Raw genomic sequence first — 17,141 nt, forward strand, 5'->3', positions numbered from 1 at the left:
TAAGATTTTTTTTGTTAGCATGAAAAATATTTTACCATAAATCCTAGGCTTATAGAGTCTGGGATTTATTTTTTTTTGCAAAAGGGGCCTCGCACTAATTATTTAGTGCGACAGCCCCTTTTTTATTATCCTCTTATTAAATTTTCTATCTTAAACAAACTATTATTCTTATTAAATTAATTAACTTTATCAATATACCTTACCATTTCTTGTTTAACTTATAATTACTTATAAATTGCTTCAGTAGTTTTAATTTTTCTACTTACAGCATCAATTTGCATTTCTTTTACAACTTGTGTATATATTAAATCCACAATAAATATTTGTGCTATTTTTGATGATACTGCTCCACTTTCAAGCAAAGTTTCAGAAGAAACATAATTTAAATTTATATCAGAAACTCTTGCAAGTGTTGAATTTTCATTTTCAGTTATTGCAATTATTTTCGCACCATTTTCCTTTGCAATTTTTACAGACTTAATAATTTCTTCAGTTTCTCCAGAATGAGAAATTGCTAATACAACTTCACCTTCATTTGCAAGTGCAGACATCATTATCATAGTATGTGTATCTTGATAATACATGCTATTTATGCCTATTCTCATAAATTTATAATTAGAGTCTTGTGCAACTATTCCTGAATATCCAACTCCCATAAAATATGCCTTCTTGCAATTTTTTATTAAATCAGCACACTCATATATATCATTAGTATTTAATTTATTAACAGTTCTTTCTAATACATTAATATTGTTTCTTAAAAGCTTATTAGCTGTTTCTAATACATCTTCATTATTACTTATTTCATTATTAATAATACTATTGCTATTTTTTAATGATATTTCTTGAGCTAAGGTTACCTTAAAATCTTGAAACCCTGAAAACCCCATTTTTTTAGCAAATCTAGTTACTGTTGCTTCACCTGTATTAGTTTCTTTTGCAGCTTCTGATATACTCATGTAAATAACTTTTTCTGCATTATTTCTTATATATTCAATTATCTGCTTATCCGACTTACTTGTCTTAAAATTTGGAGTATCCAACTGATTTAATATGCCCATTTCTTCTCTCCTGCCACTACTACTTTTACTTAATATTTTGTTTTATATTATCTTAAAATTATATAATTATCTGCTTTTAAAATTATATAAAGCTCCTAACATTCCTGCATTATTTTGATTTTCTGCAAATTCAATTTTAACATTTTTATATACTCTTTCAATAAGTTTTTCTTTTAAAGCCTTATTAATTCTTTCTTTTAAATAATCTTTTTGTGCCATTATTCCTCCGCCAAGCACAACTACTTCTGGATTAATAACATACACAATATATGAAATACCTAATGCTAAATTATCAACTAAATTATCTATTTCTTCAATACAATCAACATCACCTTTTTTAGCTAAATCAAAAATTATCTTTCCGTTGATGCTATCTTTACTAAGATTCTTTCTTATTGCAACTTTCTCAACTAATTTGCTAGTTGCAGCTATGTCTTGAAATGCACATCCATTAATTAGCATATATCCCACTTCTCCGGCACTATTGCTAAATCCATGGATTACTTTGCCATTAATTATAACACATCCACCTATTCCTGTACCAATAGTTAAGCATACACATGAATGTGAATCTTTAGCTGCTCCAAGCCAGTATTCTCCAAGCCCTGCACAATTCACATCATTTTCTACTTCACAGGGTATATCAAATTCCTTTTCTAACTCTTTTTTAATTTCAACTCCTGTATAATTTGGTATTAAACTAGAAGCATATACTATTTTCCCTTCTTTAGGATCAACCATTCCAGCTGTTGATACACATATCCCCTCAACTTTATGTTCAGTTATATAATTTCTTATTATGTTTTTTGCTTTTTCTAAAATTGACAATCCACCTTTACTAGCTTCTGTATCAATTTGAGACATTGTAATAATTTCTCCATTTTCTTTTATAACAGAATGTTTTATTGCTGTTCCACCAATATCTATACAAATATATTTTTTCATAATATCACCTTTGCCACTTTTTAAATTAAAACCTACCAATATTTTATAAAAGCCATTATCAATTTATCTTATATCTATAAAATTACTTAAAAGGGAGTACAAAAATACTCCCTTAACAGTTTTTAAATTATCTTTACTTTAAATATTGCTTTTTTAATATCTTTACTTTCATCAACCTTTATAGCTGTCATATGAGCATCTTCTGGGTAACATATTAAAAAATCACCTTTTTCTAATGTTACTACAGCAGATTCCTCTCCATTTAGAGGTAAGAAATCTCCTTCTTCTTCATATTCCTTTTGCTCTAAATTATCAATATGATTAAGAGCAATTTTTTCTGTTCCATCTAACATTAAATGAACATCAATATATTTTCTATGAGCTTCCCAAAATCTATCTGCTTTATTTGTAGTTTTATAAGATACTACGTTAACGAATACATCATCACCATTAATTTCATGAGTTCCTGTACTAAATTTATTCAAGTTATTTTCAATAGCATATTTAAAGCATTCTAAAATTCTTTCATCTATAAAATTATATCTTTCTTTATCTTTTATATTTCCAAAAATCATACTTATACTCCTTCTAGTTCTCCTCTTAAAGATTCATCAGTTTCTCTATCACAGAAAACTGTTGCAGCATCTAAAGTATTTACCTTTTTGCCAGTTACAGCAAGTTCTATGGAACTTGTTATATATCCAACAACTACTGATGTTGATATAGAAATAATTGCATATGCCCATGAAGTTACACTTGGAACATTGTACTTTAAGAATACAACAAGTGCTGCTGATACTGCAAAAGCTACATAAGCACCTAAGCTTGTTGCTTTCTTTGTGAAAGCTCCTAAAACGAAGATTCCTGCTAATACTCCAAGAACTAATCCCATAAAGCTATTAAACCATTCATAAGCTGATTTAATTTCACCATTTGCAAGTACCATTGATACTGCAATTGATACAATACCAACACCTAATGATATATATTGAGCTATTTTTGTTTGCTTTTCAAAACTTAATTCTTTAGAAGATATTTTAGATTGAATATCTAATGTCCAGCTTGTTGCAACTGAATTTAATCCAGTTGATAATGTTGATTGTGATGCTGCATATATAGCTGCTAATAATATTCCTGTTATACCAACTGGTAATTGGTATGCTATATATGATGCAAAAATTTGGTCTTGTTGAGCTGTTTGTGCTAATGCTGGATTTTGATTATAGAAAACAAATAATGCTGTTCCTATTAAATAAAATACTGTTGCTAAGAATATTGATAATACTCCATTTCCATAAGTCATCTTCTTTAATTGTTTAATATCTGTTGTAGTTGTAAATCTTTGTACTATGTCTTGGCTTGAAATATATGATGAGAATGTATTGAACCCTGCACCTACTAAAATTATAAATGCACTGTTCTTTAATATGTTTATATCAAAAACTACATCTGTTGGTGCTAAGAACTTTCCTCCAGCTAATTCACTAAATACAGATCCTATTCCACCATCGATACTAAATAATAAGAATCCTAATGCAAATGTAACTCCAACTATTAATACCATACCTTGAATAAAGTCAGTCCATAATACTGATTTTAATCCACCTGTATATGAGTAAATTATAGCAATAACACCCATAACTATTATTAATATGTTTACATTAATTCCTGTAAGTTGAGCTAATACCATAGATGGTAAATACATAATGATAGACATACGTCCAATTTGATATATTATAAACATTAAAGCACCTAAAATTCTAAGGCCTTTATTTTTATATCTTATTTCTAAGTATTCATATGCTGTATCTATTTTTAATCTGCTATATAAAGGTAAGAAGAATCTTATAGTTAATGGAATTGCAATAATCATACCTAATTGTGCAAACCATAATATCCAACTTCCTCCATAAGAGTTACCTGCTAATGATAAGAACGATATTGGACTTAATAATGTAGCAAATATAGAAACAGATGTAACCCACCAAGGTATAGTTCCATCCCCCTTAAAGAATTCCTTACCCTTCATTTCTTTCTTTGAGAATGCTAACCCTGCTAATAAAACTGCTCCTAGATATACTACGAGCACAACCATATCAATCCATGTAAAACCCTTCACTTTAATCTCTCCTTTATACCTTTAAATTTTAGAAGTATTTATTGTAGATAACTTTAGCTTGCTTAACCATTTCTGGTGTAGCTTCCTTCATTGGCTTTCTGCAATATCCAGCTTCCACACCTTCTTCTTCTAGTAATAATTTTAAAGTTCCATATAAACCGTTTGCTAATATATCAGTAATTAAGTCATTAGTAACATGTTGAACTTCTAATGCTTCAGCAATTCTACCTTCTTTAGCTAATTCAAATATTTCTCTAGCTCTCTTACCATTTACATTAAATGTTGAACCAATAGCTCCATCTACTCCTAGAACTGTTGCTGGTAACATCATTTCATCAAATCCTGCATAAATTAATTTGTCTGGGAATCTTTTTCTCATTCTTTCTAATAAATAGAAGTCTGCTGCTGTGAATTTAACACCAATTATTTTTTCATTTTCAAATAACTCTGCAAATTGATCTAAACTCATATTTACTCCTGTTAAGAATGGAATTGAGTAAATTATCATAGTGTTGTCAACTGAATTTATTATTGTATTGTAATAATCCTTAATTTCTTCAAAATCAAATTTATAATAAAAAGGTGTTACTGCTGATAATGAATCATATCCAAGTTCTGTTGCATATTTTGCAAGTTCTACTGATTCCTTAACATTAATTGATCCTACTTGCGCAATTAACTTTACTGCATCCTTTGCTTCATCTTTAGCAATTCTAAATATTTCTTTCTTTTCTTCTGTTGAAAGCATAAAGTTTTCTCCTGTGCTTCCACCAACATATAAACCATCAACTTTATTTTTGTCGATGTTATGTCTTATAATTTGTCTAAGACCCTTTTCGTTAATGTTTCCTTCCTTATCAAAAGATACTAATAATGCTGAATAAATTCCCTTCATTTTTTAACCCTCCATTTTGTAAATGTTTACTTAAAATTTAAAAAAATTATTTATTTCTAATTTACTAAACATCTGGTATTTAGCTTAATAGCTTGTCTACCAGTATGATTTTTTATTAAAGTTTAGTAAATGATTTAACTTATTGATTTAACAAATTTCTTTGTTATTAATTGTGGTCTTGTAATTGCTCCTCCAACTACACATGAATATGCTCCACATTCAAATGCTTGTCTTAATTCTTCCGGAGTATTTATTTTTCCTTCTCCAATTACAGGTATTTTTAAATCTTTAGATAACCTTTTAATAAGCTCTAAATCTGGTCCATCTCCCTGTGTTGAATACTTTGTATATCCAGATAATGTTGTAGATACACAATCAACGCCTAATTCTTCTGCTTTAACTGCTTCTTCATAAGTAGATATATCTGCCATAACTAATACTCCATTACTTTTTATATAATCTACTAAGTCTTTTAACGATTCTCCATTTGGTCTTTTTCTTTCTGTAGCATCTAAAGCTATCATTTCACATTTAGTATTTAAAAGCTTGTCCACCTCTTCTTTTGTAGGTGTTATATATATTGGTGAATCTTCATAACACTTCTTAATTATTCCTATGATAGGTAATCCCGTTACTTTTTTTATTTCTATAATATCTTCTACCCCTTGTGCTCTTATAGCAACTGCTCCACCTTCTTTTGCTGCCTTTGCCATTCTTCCCATTATGAATGAACTATGTAACGGCTCGTCATCTAAGGCTTGACATGAAACTATAAGTTTACCTTTTACCTTATTTAGCATATAAACTCCTCCCATCAAGATTTAAAGAAAATAATTTTCACTTGTTGATATTATAATATCATGTAATCATTTACTTTGCAAGTAATTTTCATAAATTATTTTCTTTTTTCTTAATTTTATTATTTTAATAAGATTTTATATTGATTTTTAGTAAAAAAAGAAAATAAATTTCATTTTTATTTTGAAATTTATTTTCAGAAATTCATTTTTATTAAATGTTTTTTGTTTTATTTTTAAAACAATATGGAAATTAATACAAAATAAAGGATGCCCTAATGAGCTACCCCTGTCTACATCACAATAGGTCAGTTCATTAGGACATCCTTTTAAGACTCAATATTTTATATTTTTAATCACTTCATAGTAAACTATTCTTTGCTTTCTTAATGTACATATCTTATATAGAACTTTTACTCAATCTGTAACTATTATCTTCTTTCATATTCCTTAATTAAAATACTTGCCACAATAACTGATAAAAGATATGTTATAGATTTATCTTGAGTGTATAAAAAATTACTTATAATAATAAATATTATTATTGATACTATTAAAATCTTTATTAAGTAAATATTTTTTTTCTGTTTTAGGATATTAATTAAATCCTCACTTATACCATATATATTTTTTTCATCTGAAATTTTTTCTATTTCTCCACTAGGCGAGGTAGACATACCAAATACATATACCCCTCCAATTAATGCTATAATCCAAACTATACCCTCCATTAATATTCCCCCCTTATTATTAATTAAAAAATATTGCAATAAGAAATCCAAAAACTATAATATTTTCTCATAAAGTCATACTCCTATACCTTTACTAAACAACAGAACATACGAAAAATGTAATATACCTGCTTTTATCCAATTTTTTTATTGCTCATAATTTTTCTCCTCACATATATTTAGCATCTAATAAAACAATTATACACTAAATAAAGTATAATTTACATATTAATTACCAATACCATGTATTAACTTTTGTGATTGTAATTTACCATTCACAATATTTAAAAATAGTGTACTTTATTTTTGAATTATGAATAAAAAATACCGGATATTCACTTTTTAATAATACGGTATTTTCATTAATTTAATATTTAATTTCATCTTCTTAATATTTTAATATTATTCACAGTATATTTAATTTATTTTATATACCTTTGTAGTTATTTTTAAATATTTGAATCTTTGTGTTTATGATTTCTCAAAGAAAATACCCATGCTTCATCTTCTGGTAATTTCTTTCCTGTAATATCTTTATACGCTTCCTTAATTCCATTTTTAACTGACCATTTAATAACAAAGTATATTACAATTAAAGTGATAATAGCAGTTCCACCGCTAATCCCTAATTCTTCCCACATAACTATCCCCCCCAAAAATATCTTCAATTAATACCTTACAATATTATACCTTTAATATAGATAGATAATACATAAGCGAGCTTCTCTATCTTTTTATAATCTAGCAATTCTGGAGTATCTTTTTCATTTAAAATAAATTCCGAAATACCCTGTTGACATATATGAATATTCGGATAATCATTTTCCTCAAATGCAAAATAATCGCTTACTCCCATATTTTGCTCAAAAGCAATTTTAGCCTTTTCTGTAGGATAATCATCAACAAAATCTATATTATTATTATTAAAAATCTCCTTAATACCTAAATATAATATTTGCGACTCACTAATTCTACTTAAAGTTTTTAAACCTAAAGGATTAGAATTATATGAATCTTTCATTCCAACACAGTCAATATTTATGTTAAAAATATTTTGATATTGTAATTGTTCAAGCTTTGTTACAAAATCTCTACTGCCTGCAAAAAGAGCCATTTCTCCATTAGTCATTAGAAAAATAACATCATAATTAAGAGACTCTTTTTTTGATGTATCCTCTAATAATTTAGCTATTTCAAGAACTGTAGCAACACCTGATGCATTATCAACAGCTCCATTAAACCAAGCATCAAAGTGAGCTGTCAAAATAATAGCAGTGCTGCTATCGTTTCCACTAATTTTGCCAATAACATTGCTAATATTTCTACCATCATAGGGAAAATTGTCTAAATATGATTTACCAAAAACAAATTCTAAATTTAATTGTTTATACAATTCATCAATATATTCAGTTGCTTTTTGATTCCCTTCTTTATTATATTCCCTATCTTTAACTTTTTCTGAACATAAGTATTCAACTACTTCGCTAACTGTAAATTTTCCGTCGAGATTTTCTTCTTGAACAATAATATTACTTCCAACCTCACTTTCATCTTGTTCTACATTATTATCATTACAACCATATAATAAAAATACACTTAACACTATTAGCAGAAATCTTATTTTATTCATATTAGCCCCCTATTCATTTAATATTACAGATAAATATATATGTTCTATAGCTATTCTGATGATATAATATAAAATTATACATAAAATAATAAATCATATAATAGCAAAACTAACCCACATTTTATTCTCCCTTTACATCGTATTAAGATTATTGATTTAATCTACTGAATAACTAATTAAGATTATCCATTATTCTATTAATTTATATCTTACTATTAATGGACTTAATACAATAATGAATGATAAATATAGTAAATAAAATACTAGAATATTAATTCCTAATTTGAATAAATATGTTTGAACTAATAGAGGTAACGGTATTAATACTGCTATTATTAATCTAGATACATTGTTAATTTTCAATGCAAAATTACAATTTTTACATTCTATTTTTTTATAACCAGAAAATGGCCATATAGAAAATAGTAATTCCACATATGAAAAGTTTCTTTTGCATTTAATACATTTTTGAATAATTTCCCTCTCCTATCCTTTTTAAATTTGTCATATAATACAATTATACACTAGAAAAATCATACTTTACATATTAATTCCAAATACCCCTTAATTCTCACCATATTAAAACTACTTACAATAATTTTGAATTACTCACTAAAAAATACCGTATATTCAGTTGAATAATACGGTATTTTTTTACTATTTACTCTCTAATTTATTTTAGTAAAATCTAACTCTACTTCTCCATCGGTTATTAATATAATAGTATTCTTGTTTGTTATTGTACCAGCGTTACATTTTCTATTACAGTTTATATTTTTATAAACTATATCAGCATTTTGATCCAATACAATAATTGCAGAATCACTATCTTTATTAAGAAATTGGTATTGCAAATTATATTCTCCTTTATCATTTTTATCTAATTTGTAAATTCCTTCCTTGTAAGCATTATTAATAGGCGTAATAGGAGTATTTGCATATACATTGTTTGTAGCAAAAATTAGAACTGTTATTATTAATGTTGCTATATAGATTACTTTCTTTCTCATAATATTCACCTCATAAATATTATTTACTACATTTAATATTTAAATACCGTATTATTCAATTTTCAAAGATCATTTAGTTCGCAATAATTTCCAATCTACTTTAAGCGTTTTTCTATATTTTTTAACGCTTTCAGCACATCATTTAGCACTATAGTATCTCCAGAAACCTATCTATTGTTTTCTATATGCCAAATTATATTTTCTATTTGATTTTTTAAATCCATATTCTCCTCCTATTTTTGAATTGAACACTAAAAAATACCGTATATTCTTTTTGAATAATACGGTATTTTAATACAAAATTAATAATATTTTCTATATAATTTATTCAATTTTCATAGTTTCCATTTCTTCTCTAGTTATTCCGTTTCTTTCACCGTATTTAATCCAATAATTTGTAGAAGCTTTTATAAAAAGTTTCTTAGTTAATGGCATAGTTACAGTATAAAAACTTTTTTTACCATTATTAATAGAGTTAGCAAACTTTTTAATTTTTCTTTTTGCTAAAAAAGCAAATGGTGTTCCCATTATAGCTTCTCCTCCACCAATACATAAAGTAGATCCAAAAGGATAGCCATTTTGTCTTGCAAAAAATTTTATTATTTCCACCGCTATAAAATTTTGTTCTGATTCAATAAATCCACAATTAATTAATACATGTATTGTAGGCTTAATATCAATCTTATATTCTTCCAAGCTTTTTAAAAAAGCTGTAAACACTGCAGGAATACTATCAACATATAATGGAAATATAAAAAGAATATCAGAATACTCATTTATTTTTTCAAATAAGTCTTCGTGTTTTTTTGATACAATATTATATTCTAAAATTTCCCCTTTATAATGCTCTTTAAATACTTCTGCATACTTTTTAGAGTTAGATTTGCTAGCTCTAGGACTTCCATTTATAATAATTAATTTCCCCATAATAAAACCTCTTTTCTAACAATATTATTTAAATCCTCTTCTTGAACAAATAATATTTTATAATTTTCAAATAGCATATTATGCGAATTTCTATCAACAAGTTTTTTGAATAAATTTTTTTCTTCTTCTGAAATATTTCCATATACAATAATTGTTGCATTTTTTAATTCTACATCACGTTGAACATGATGAGCTTCTCCATGATAAAGCCTTATAAATGCTTGTTGAATTGGTAAAGAACGTTCAAGTAAAGTTTTTAGAGGTGTATCATAGGTCCCAAATTTAATTTTTGTTACATAAATTAAATTTTTACTTTTCGCAATTAATGGATAAACCCTAACTGCATCATCTCGTATGATACATTTACCTGGAGTTCTTGTCCAACAATTGAAGCAACCTAGACAATTAGCTATCTTTAGTTTTGATATATCAATATATCTAGAGTTTTCAGATTCAATTAAATTAATATCTAAATCGACATCAGTAATTAGCAAATTCATAATATCATCTCCTAACTCAATAAAATTCAAAAGTTTCATTTTCTAGGGTATATACTATCATATTTTTTATAATTACACCATATTTTCTATACTATATTATTTAATTTTTAAAGATCAAATTTTATTACTTCGTAATAATTTCAAAGTATTGGTGATTTTAATGAATTGCGCACTAAAAAATACCGTATATTCTCTTTTGAATAGTACGGTATTTTCATAATTTAATATTTAATTTCATCTTCGTTATATTTTTTATACTAAGTTACTCCACAATTTTGATTTTACTAAAATATATCTTAGCTTCCTAAATCAGCTCCACTACACATACAAAGCCATTAAACGTATTCATTTTTTGATAAATTTTACAAAAATGTAGTAGACAAGTTGTAAAATATATGTTAATATTCAATTATGTCAAGCGTAAGTCATATTAGATATGATTAAATTGGTTTGTTACTGAAATATTATATATCGTCAGGCAAGACCAATAGTTAGCAGTTTTTTTGCTATACTATTGGTCTTTTTTTATATCGATGGGGGATGTTTTTATGAAAATAAGAAAAATATTAAATAATAATTTAGTCCTTGCTAGCGACGTGCAAGGAAATGAAATAATAGTAAAAGGCCGTGGAATTGGCTTTAACAAAAAAAGATGGGATCTTTTAGACGAATCTGTTATTGAAAAAATATTTACACCTGAAAACTCTAAAAACAGTAAAGAATTACAATCTTATTTAACATCAATTCCTGAAGATTACTTGGATTTTGTTCAAGAATATGTTGATGATATTAAAAATTCCTATGATATTAAATTAAATAATAGCATTTACATATCATTAAGCGACCATTTAACCGGAACAATTAAACGATTTAACGAAGGAATATCTATAAACAATTTATTACTTTTAGATATTAAGCAATTATATAAACTAGAATATAAAATCGGCTTAGATATGCTTGAAAAGCTAAATGCAAAATTCAACGTAAATTTACCTTTAGATGAAGCTGGATTTATTGCACTACATTTTGTTAATGCACAAGATTCTGAAGGTAAAAATGATGGGTTTAAAATATCTCATATTGTAAACGAAATAATGGAGATAGTTAAAAGATATTATGATTCAATTGTTTTTGATGAAGAAAGCTTATATTATCAAAGGTTTATTACACATTTAAAATATTTTGCACAAAGATTTCTTCATAAAGAACTTAATTATAAAGAAGATACTAATTTATTTGAAATCATTAGAAATCAATATAAAGAAGCTTATGGATGTGTTAAATTAATTTATTTAACGATGGATGATAAATATAATTATAAACTTACTGAAGAAGAAATGCTTTATCTTACAATGCATATTCAATCAATTACTGAGAAATCAACATTATAAAATTTATTACTGTTATCTTTGGCTTGTTACTGAAATACGAACTTAATATTCGTAGCGTTCAGGCAAAACCTTAAATATAAATTATATTTTTAAGGAGGATACTTAGAATGAAAAAAGATTATAAAAATGATTCTAAGAAATTAACAGAAGCACTAGGAGGAAAGGAAAACATCAAAAAAGTATTTCACTGTATGACAAGATTACGCTTTTACTTAAATGATAAAAGTAAAATTGATAAAGATTCAATAAATAGTCTTTCAGAAGTATCAGGAATTAACTGGCACAATGACCAACTTCAAATTATTGTTGGTAATGATGTTAATGAAATGTATAAAGAATTACTTGCTTTAGGTGCCCCATCTGATGATAATTCATCTGATATTGAAACTAATTCAAAAGGAATTGTTTCAAAGGTTGTAGATTCAATTACAGGATGTATGACTCCTATGATACCAGCATTAACTGCTGCAGGTATGATAAAAGTTGTATTAACTTTACTAACAACTTTTAATTTAGTTGAAACTACAAGTAGTAGTTATCAAGTAATTAACTTTATTGGAGATGTTGCCTTTTACTTTATGCCATTCCTAATTGCTGCTAATGCTGCAAAGGTATTTCATGTTAATCAAGCACTTGCATTAATTATTGCCGGAGTATTTTTACATCCAAATTTTACTGCAATGATAGCATCACAAGATCCAATATCACTATTTGGACTTCCAATTACTAAGTTTTCATATGCTTACTCAGTAATTCCTGTTATTTTAATGGTTTGGATTATGTCATATATTGAAAAATTAGTTGATAAAATTACACCACGTATATTTAAATTAATATTAAACCCTACACTTATAATGCTTATTAGTGCTCCAATTGCTTTAATAGTTGTTGGACCTTTAGGAGGATTAATTGGTGATTGGTTAGCTGTTGCAATTAACTTCTTATCTACAAAATTAGGTTTTGTTATTGTTGGTATTTTAGGTGCCACTTTCCCATTTATTGTTATGACTGGTATGCATCATGCTTTAACTCCAATTGGATTAAATGCAATAGCTACTGGTGGAGCTGATAAGTTAATATTTGTTTCTCAAGTTTGTTCAAACATTGCTCAATCTGGAGCATCTCTTGCTGTTGCTGTAAAATCTAAGGACAAAGATATGAAACAATTAGCTAGTGCATCAGGTATTTCTGCTTTAATGGGTATAACTGAACCAGCACTTTATGGTGTTACATTAAAATTAAAACGTCCTGTTATTGCTGCTTCTATTGCTGCTGGTATTGGAGGTATTGTTGGAGGAATATTACAAGTTTCTTTATATATTGCTCAAAACAGTATTATGGCTATCCCTGCATTTATAGGTGAAGCTGGAATGGGTAATTTACTTGCAGGTGTTATAATGATCATTGTTTCTTTTGTTGCTTCATTTATATTAACAATTTTATTTGGATTTAAGGATATTAATCTAGAAGAAAAAAAAAATTAAATATTGATGAAGATAAAATTGAAGAAAAACCACTTGTAGAAAGAATTGAGATATACTCTCCTATTGCAGGAACATTAGAGAAATTATCAAATGTTCCTGATAGAACTTTTTCTGACAAACTTGTTGGTGATGGTGTAGCAATAATCCCTACTGATGGAAAAGTATACGCACCAGCAGATGGTACAGTTATTTCTATAATGGAAAGCAAACATGGAATTTTATTTAAAACTAATACTGGAGTAGAGCTTTTAATACACATAGGTTTAGATACCATGAAATTAAACGGTAAGTATTTCAAATCTCATGTATCTAATGGGACAGAAGTTAATTTAGGAGATTTATTACTTGAATTTGATATAAATTCTTTAAATAAGGAAGGTTATAATTTAATAACGCCTATTGTAGTAACTAATATTGATAATTATATTAAAGCTGTTCCAATGTTATCTGAAAAAGAAGAAGTTAAAATACTAGATAACATCTTAACTATTGTTTAATTGCCAAGAAAGGATGAATTATATATGACTAAAAAGATGCCTAAAGATTTTTTATGGGGAGGTGCAACTGCAGCTAACCAATACGAAGGTGGATGGAATGAAGGTGGTAGAGGCCCTTCTATTGCAGATGTACTTACTGGTGGAAGTGTTAATAAAAACCGTAGACTAACTCCTCCCGTACCACTTGAAGATGAGTTTTATCCTAACCATGAAGCTACAGATTTTTATCATCATTGGAAAGAAGATATAAGATTATTTGCTGAAATGGGATTTAAAATTTATAGATTTTCAATTTCTTGGTCAAGAATCTTCCCTAATGGAGATGAAGAATTGCCAAACGAAGAAGGATTAAAATTCTATGATAATGTAATCAATGAGCTACTTAAATACAATATAGAACCTTTGGTTACAATATCTCACTATGAAAACCCATTACACCTTTCTTTAGAATATGGTGGATGGAAAAATAGAAAATTAATTGATTTCTATATTAATTTTGCTAAAGTTTTATTTACTCGTTATAAAGGGAAAGTTAAGTATTGGCTTACTTTTAATGAAATAAACATGCTAACAGTACCTTTTGGTGGTGTCTTCTGTGCTGGAATTTTAGATGAAAATGAAAATAATGAAGAAAATAGATATCAAGCTATGCATCATCAATTAGTTGCTAGTGCTTTAGCAGTTAAACTAGCACATGAAATAGATTCTAATAATCAAATTGGTTGTATGCTTGCATATCATAATGGATATCCTTATACTTGTCACCCTGAAGATATTTTATTTGCTCAACAATATGGCCAACTTCACAATAGTATTGCTGGTGATGTTCATGTTAGAGGTAAGTATCCTGGATTTGCTAAGAGATTCTTTGAAGAAAATAATATTAATCTTAAAGTAGATAATAATGATAATAAAATCCTACAAGAAGGTACAGTTGACTTTGTAAGTATAAGTTACTATTCAAGTATTTGTGTAAGTGCAACATCTGATGGTGAAAAGACTTCAAGTAATGGATCTGAGAATATTAAAAATCCATATTTAAAGGCATCTGACTGGGGCTGGCAAATTGATGCTACAGGTCTTAGATATGTATTAAATCAAATTTATGATAGATATCAACTTCCTATAATGATAGTTGAAAATGGTATTGGTGCAATTGATGAAGTAAGCCCTGATGGAAAAATTCATGATGATTATCGTATTGATTATATGAAAAAACATATAGAACAAATGAAAGAAGCTATCTATGATGGTGTTGAATTAATTGCTTATACTAGTTGGGGTTGTACAGATGTTGTTAGTGCATCAACTGGTGAAGTTAGAAAAAGATATGGTCTAATTTATGTAAACAAACATGATGATGGAAGTGGTGACTTATCAAGAATGCCAAAAGATTCTTTCTATTGGTATAAGAAAGTTATTGAATCTAACGGTGAAGATTTATAAAAAACAAGCTACTCTTTAGGAAAAAGGAACACTTTTCTCCCTCCTAAGAGTAGCTTATTATATGTATTTAAATACTATATTCATCTTACTTAACTTCTTATTAATATTTACTTTAATCTTAAAATTTTTACTTTCTATAAATATTAAACTCATTACTTCCCACAATAATACTGTTCCACCTGAATCTAATAAGGATGTTAGTAAGGATTCTCCATAATATGTTTTTATATAAAACCAACAAGTTAAAAGAATTAATGCAGAAAATATATAATAACATATTCTTTTTATTCCCATAAGCCTGAACTTCTTTTGTAATATAAAAAATGAATTATAATAATTTATTATTCCTAATTTTGATTTTTCTTCTTTATCCTTATCCATAGCATCTTCTGGCATATTTATTAATAGTTCAACATCAATAGAACTTAATTTCTGTGGTACTCTTGAAATATATTCTTCAATCCATGAATGCACTTCCCCATTAATATCTCTCTCTGCAAGATTTCTATAATCTAAGGGATTGAATAACTCTTCATAGGAATTAACTTTAATTGGTATTGTACATTTAACCTTTTCTTTTGTCTTATCACTCATAAATTTTACTCCTAAATCATATATATTCCCCCTTTTACATTTTTCTTATTAATATCATATTTTATACACTTTAGAAGAAATATTTTAACTAATAAATAATTTTAAACTTTAAAAGTTGTAGTACCACTTATTAATACTACAACTTTTACTTTCTTTTCTGATTTCTCATTAAATTAAAATATTCTTTTTTATTCCTTGCACTAGTAATAATTAAAACAATTATTGTAACCAAATATGGAAGCATCTTAATTAGTTCTTGTCCACCTCTGCTAAGACCTGGAATATATGCATATACTACATATAATCCTCCAAATAAAATTGAACCCAAAATAGCATTTATAGGTTTCCATAATGAGAAAATTACTAATGCAATAGCTAGCCATCCCCTATTTCCAAACCCATTATTAGTCCATGTTCCACCTAAATACTCCATTACAAAGTATAATCCGCCTAAACCACTAATAGCCCCACCAAGTATAGTAGATACATATTTATACTTACTTACATTAATTCCAACTGAATCCGCTGTTGATGGATCTTCTCCAACTGCTTGTAAGTTTAATCCTATTCTACTTTTCTTCAAAAATATTCCTATACAAATGGAAAGTACAATTGCAAAATAAGTTAAAAATCCATAAGAAAATAATAAATCTCCAATTACAGGTATCTCACACAAAACTGGTATTTTAGCTCTATATGCACTAGCAGTTACTGCAACTGAAATTTGTCCAACACCACCTGCTAATTTACTTATTGAACCTCCAAAGAAGTTACCAAATCCTATTCCAAAGGTAGTTAATGCAAGTCCAACTACATTTTGATTGACTCTAAGAGTAATTGTAAGGAAACTATAAATAAGACTACCTAAAGCTGAAAAAATCAAAGCACATACTAATGAAATTAAAAATCCAATAAATGCATTTGGATTTGAGCTACTATTCTCATAAAAGAATGCTCCCATAAGACCTGAAATTCCACCCATATACATAATTCCTGGTATACCTAAATTTAAATTTCCTGATTTTTCAGTTATAATTTCACCAGTAGCTCCAAATAAAATTCCAATTCCTTGTGCAATTGCTTTTTGAATAAATACTAAAACAACATTCATATT

19 protein-coding genes are annotated in these 17,141 nt (G+C 27.3%); 4 read left to right on the plus strand and 15 right to left on the minus strand.

The window, feature by feature from the left end:
• Positions 1 to 224: 224 nt before the first annotated feature.
• The 13 genes from ABUA17_RS08325 to ABUA17_RS08385 all read right to left on the minus strand — a co-directional run bounded on the left by ABUA17_RS08325 (position 225) and on the right by ABUA17_RS08385 (position 10,615).
• The gene (locus ABUA17_RS08325; protein ID WP_042395599.1) at positions 225 to 1,061 is read right to left on the minus strand and encodes a MurR/RpiR family transcriptional regulator; all 837 of its coding nucleotides are present in this window, start codon (positions 1,059 to 1,061) and stop codon (positions 225 to 227) included.
• A 66-nt stretch (positions 1,062 to 1,127) separates the two neighbouring features.
• A complete protein-coding gene (locus ABUA17_RS08330) occupies positions 1,128 to 2,006 on the minus strand; it encodes an ROK family protein (RefSeq protein ID WP_055292065.1) in 879 nt (292 codons plus the stop codon).
• Between the two features lie 122 nt (positions 2,007 to 2,128).
• Positions 2,129 to 2,581: a NanQ anomerase/TabA/YiaL family protein gene (locus ABUA17_RS08335; protein ID WP_154820947.1), complete on the minus strand. Its 453-nt coding sequence runs from the start codon at positions 2,579 to 2,581 to the stop codon at positions 2,129 to 2,131.
• Positions 2,582 to 2,583: 2 nt separating this feature from the next.
• Positions 2,584 to 4,125 carry a sodium:solute symporter family protein gene (locus ABUA17_RS08340; RefSeq protein WP_042395588.1) on the minus strand — a complete coding sequence of 514 codons (1,542 nt, stop codon included), beginning with the start codon at positions 4,123 to 4,125 and terminating at the stop codon, positions 2,584 to 2,586.
• A 28-nt stretch (positions 4,126 to 4,153) separates the two neighbouring features.
• Positions 4,154 to 5,020, minus strand: coding sequence for an N-acetylneuraminate lyase (locus tag ABUA17_RS08345; RefSeq protein WP_042395585.1), 867 nt, complete (start codon positions 5,018 to 5,020; stop codon positions 4,154 to 4,156).
• A 134-nt stretch (positions 5,021 to 5,154) separates the two neighbouring features.
• Positions 5,155 to 5,820 (minus strand): N-acetylmannosamine-6-phosphate 2-epimerase, encoded by a 666-nt coding sequence (locus ABUA17_RS08350; protein ID WP_042395582.1) that lies wholly within the window; start codon positions 5,818 to 5,820, stop codon positions 5,155 to 5,157.
• Between the two features lie 428 nt (positions 5,821 to 6,248).
• A complete protein-coding gene (locus ABUA17_RS08355) occupies positions 6,249 to 6,548 on the minus strand; it encodes a hypothetical protein (protein ID WP_042395579.1) in 300 nt (99 codons plus the stop codon).
• Positions 6,549 to 6,997: 449 nt separating this feature from the next.
• The gene (locus ABUA17_RS08360) at positions 6,998 to 7,189 is read right to left on the minus strand and encodes a DUF6019 family protein (protein ID WP_042395576.1); all 192 of its coding nucleotides are present in this window, start codon (positions 7,187 to 7,189) and stop codon (positions 6,998 to 7,000) included.
• A 35-nt stretch (positions 7,190 to 7,224) separates the two neighbouring features.
• The gene (locus tag ABUA17_RS08365) at positions 7,225 to 8,178 is read right to left on the minus strand and encodes a M28 family metallopeptidase (protein ID WP_195952458.1); all 954 of its coding nucleotides are present in this window, start codon (positions 8,176 to 8,178) and stop codon (positions 7,225 to 7,227) included.
• A gap of 189 nt (positions 8,179 to 8,367) precedes the next feature.
• Entirely contained in the window at positions 8,368 to 8,655 is a 288-nt protein-coding gene (locus ABUA17_RS08370) for a TIGR04104 family putative zinc finger protein (protein WP_078061287.1), read from the minus strand.
• A 191-nt stretch (positions 8,656 to 8,846) separates the two neighbouring features.
• A complete protein-coding gene (locus tag ABUA17_RS08375; protein ID WP_055292071.1) occupies positions 8,847 to 9,188 on the minus strand; it encodes a hypothetical protein in 342 nt (113 codons plus the stop codon).
• A gap of 324 nt (positions 9,189 to 9,512) precedes the next feature.
• Positions 9,513 to 10,115, minus strand: coding sequence for an NADPH-dependent FMN reductase family protein (locus ABUA17_RS08380; protein ID WP_042395568.1), 603 nt, complete (start codon positions 10,113 to 10,115; stop codon positions 9,513 to 9,515).
• Entirely contained in the window at positions 10,103 to 10,615 is a 513-nt protein-coding gene (locus ABUA17_RS08385) for a flavodoxin family protein (protein WP_055292075.1), read from the minus strand. Before ABUA17_RS08385 ends, ABUA17_RS08380 begins: the two co-directional genes overlap by 13 nt.
• Positions 10,616 to 11,163: 548 nt before the next feature.
• On the opposite strand from ABUA17_RS08385, the gene licT reads away from it, so the two are divergent.
• The 4 genes from licT (at position 11,164) to ABUA17_RS08405 (ending at position 15,433) form a co-directional block, all read left to right on the plus strand.
• Positions 11,164 to 12,006, plus strand: a complete 843-nt coding sequence (gene licT / locus ABUA17_RS08390) for a BglG family transcription antiterminator LicT (RefSeq protein ID WP_195952459.1) — start codon at positions 11,164 to 11,166, stop codon at positions 12,004 to 12,006.
• A 107-nt stretch (positions 12,007 to 12,113) separates the two neighbouring features.
• Complete coding sequence (locus ABUA17_RS08395) at positions 12,114 to 13,490, plus strand: PTS transporter subunit EIIC (protein WP_195952460.1); 1,377 nt, start codon at positions 12,114 to 12,116, stop codon at positions 13,488 to 13,490.
• 62 nt (positions 13,491 to 13,552) lie between these two features.
• Positions 13,553 to 13,987 (plus strand): PTS sugar transporter subunit IIA, encoded by a 435-nt coding sequence (locus ABUA17_RS08400; RefSeq protein ID WP_242833229.1) that lies wholly within the window; start codon positions 13,553 to 13,555, stop codon positions 13,985 to 13,987.
• A gap of 24 nt (positions 13,988 to 14,011) precedes the next feature.
• On the plus strand, positions 14,012 to 15,433 hold the full coding sequence (locus tag ABUA17_RS08405) for a glycoside hydrolase family 1 protein (RefSeq protein WP_195952461.1): 1,422 nt from the start codon (positions 14,012 to 14,014) through the stop codon (positions 15,431 to 15,433).
• Positions 15,434 to 15,490: 57 nt separating this feature from the next.
• Here the strand turns inward: ABUA17_RS08405 and ABUA17_RS08410 are convergent, their stop codons facing one another.
• Together ABUA17_RS08410 and ABUA17_RS08415 are read right to left on the minus strand one after the other, a co-directional pair.
• Positions 15,491 to 16,027: a hypothetical protein gene (locus ABUA17_RS08410; RefSeq protein WP_195952462.1), complete on the minus strand. Its 537-nt coding sequence runs from the start codon at positions 16,025 to 16,027 to the stop codon at positions 15,491 to 15,493.
• Between the two features lie 145 nt (positions 16,028 to 16,172).
• Entirely contained in the window at positions 16,173 to 17,138 is a 966-nt protein-coding gene (locus ABUA17_RS08415) for an ABC transporter permease (protein WP_195952463.1), read from the minus strand.
• Positions 17,139 to 17,141: the final 3 nt, after the last annotated feature.

Origin of the sequence: Clostridium sp. RTP31139st1_H3_RTP31139_211217 (assembly GCF_040227035.1) — a bacterium.
Classification (GTDB): domain Bacteria; phylum Bacillota; class Clostridia; order Clostridiales; family Clostridiaceae; genus Clostridium; species Clostridium saudiense.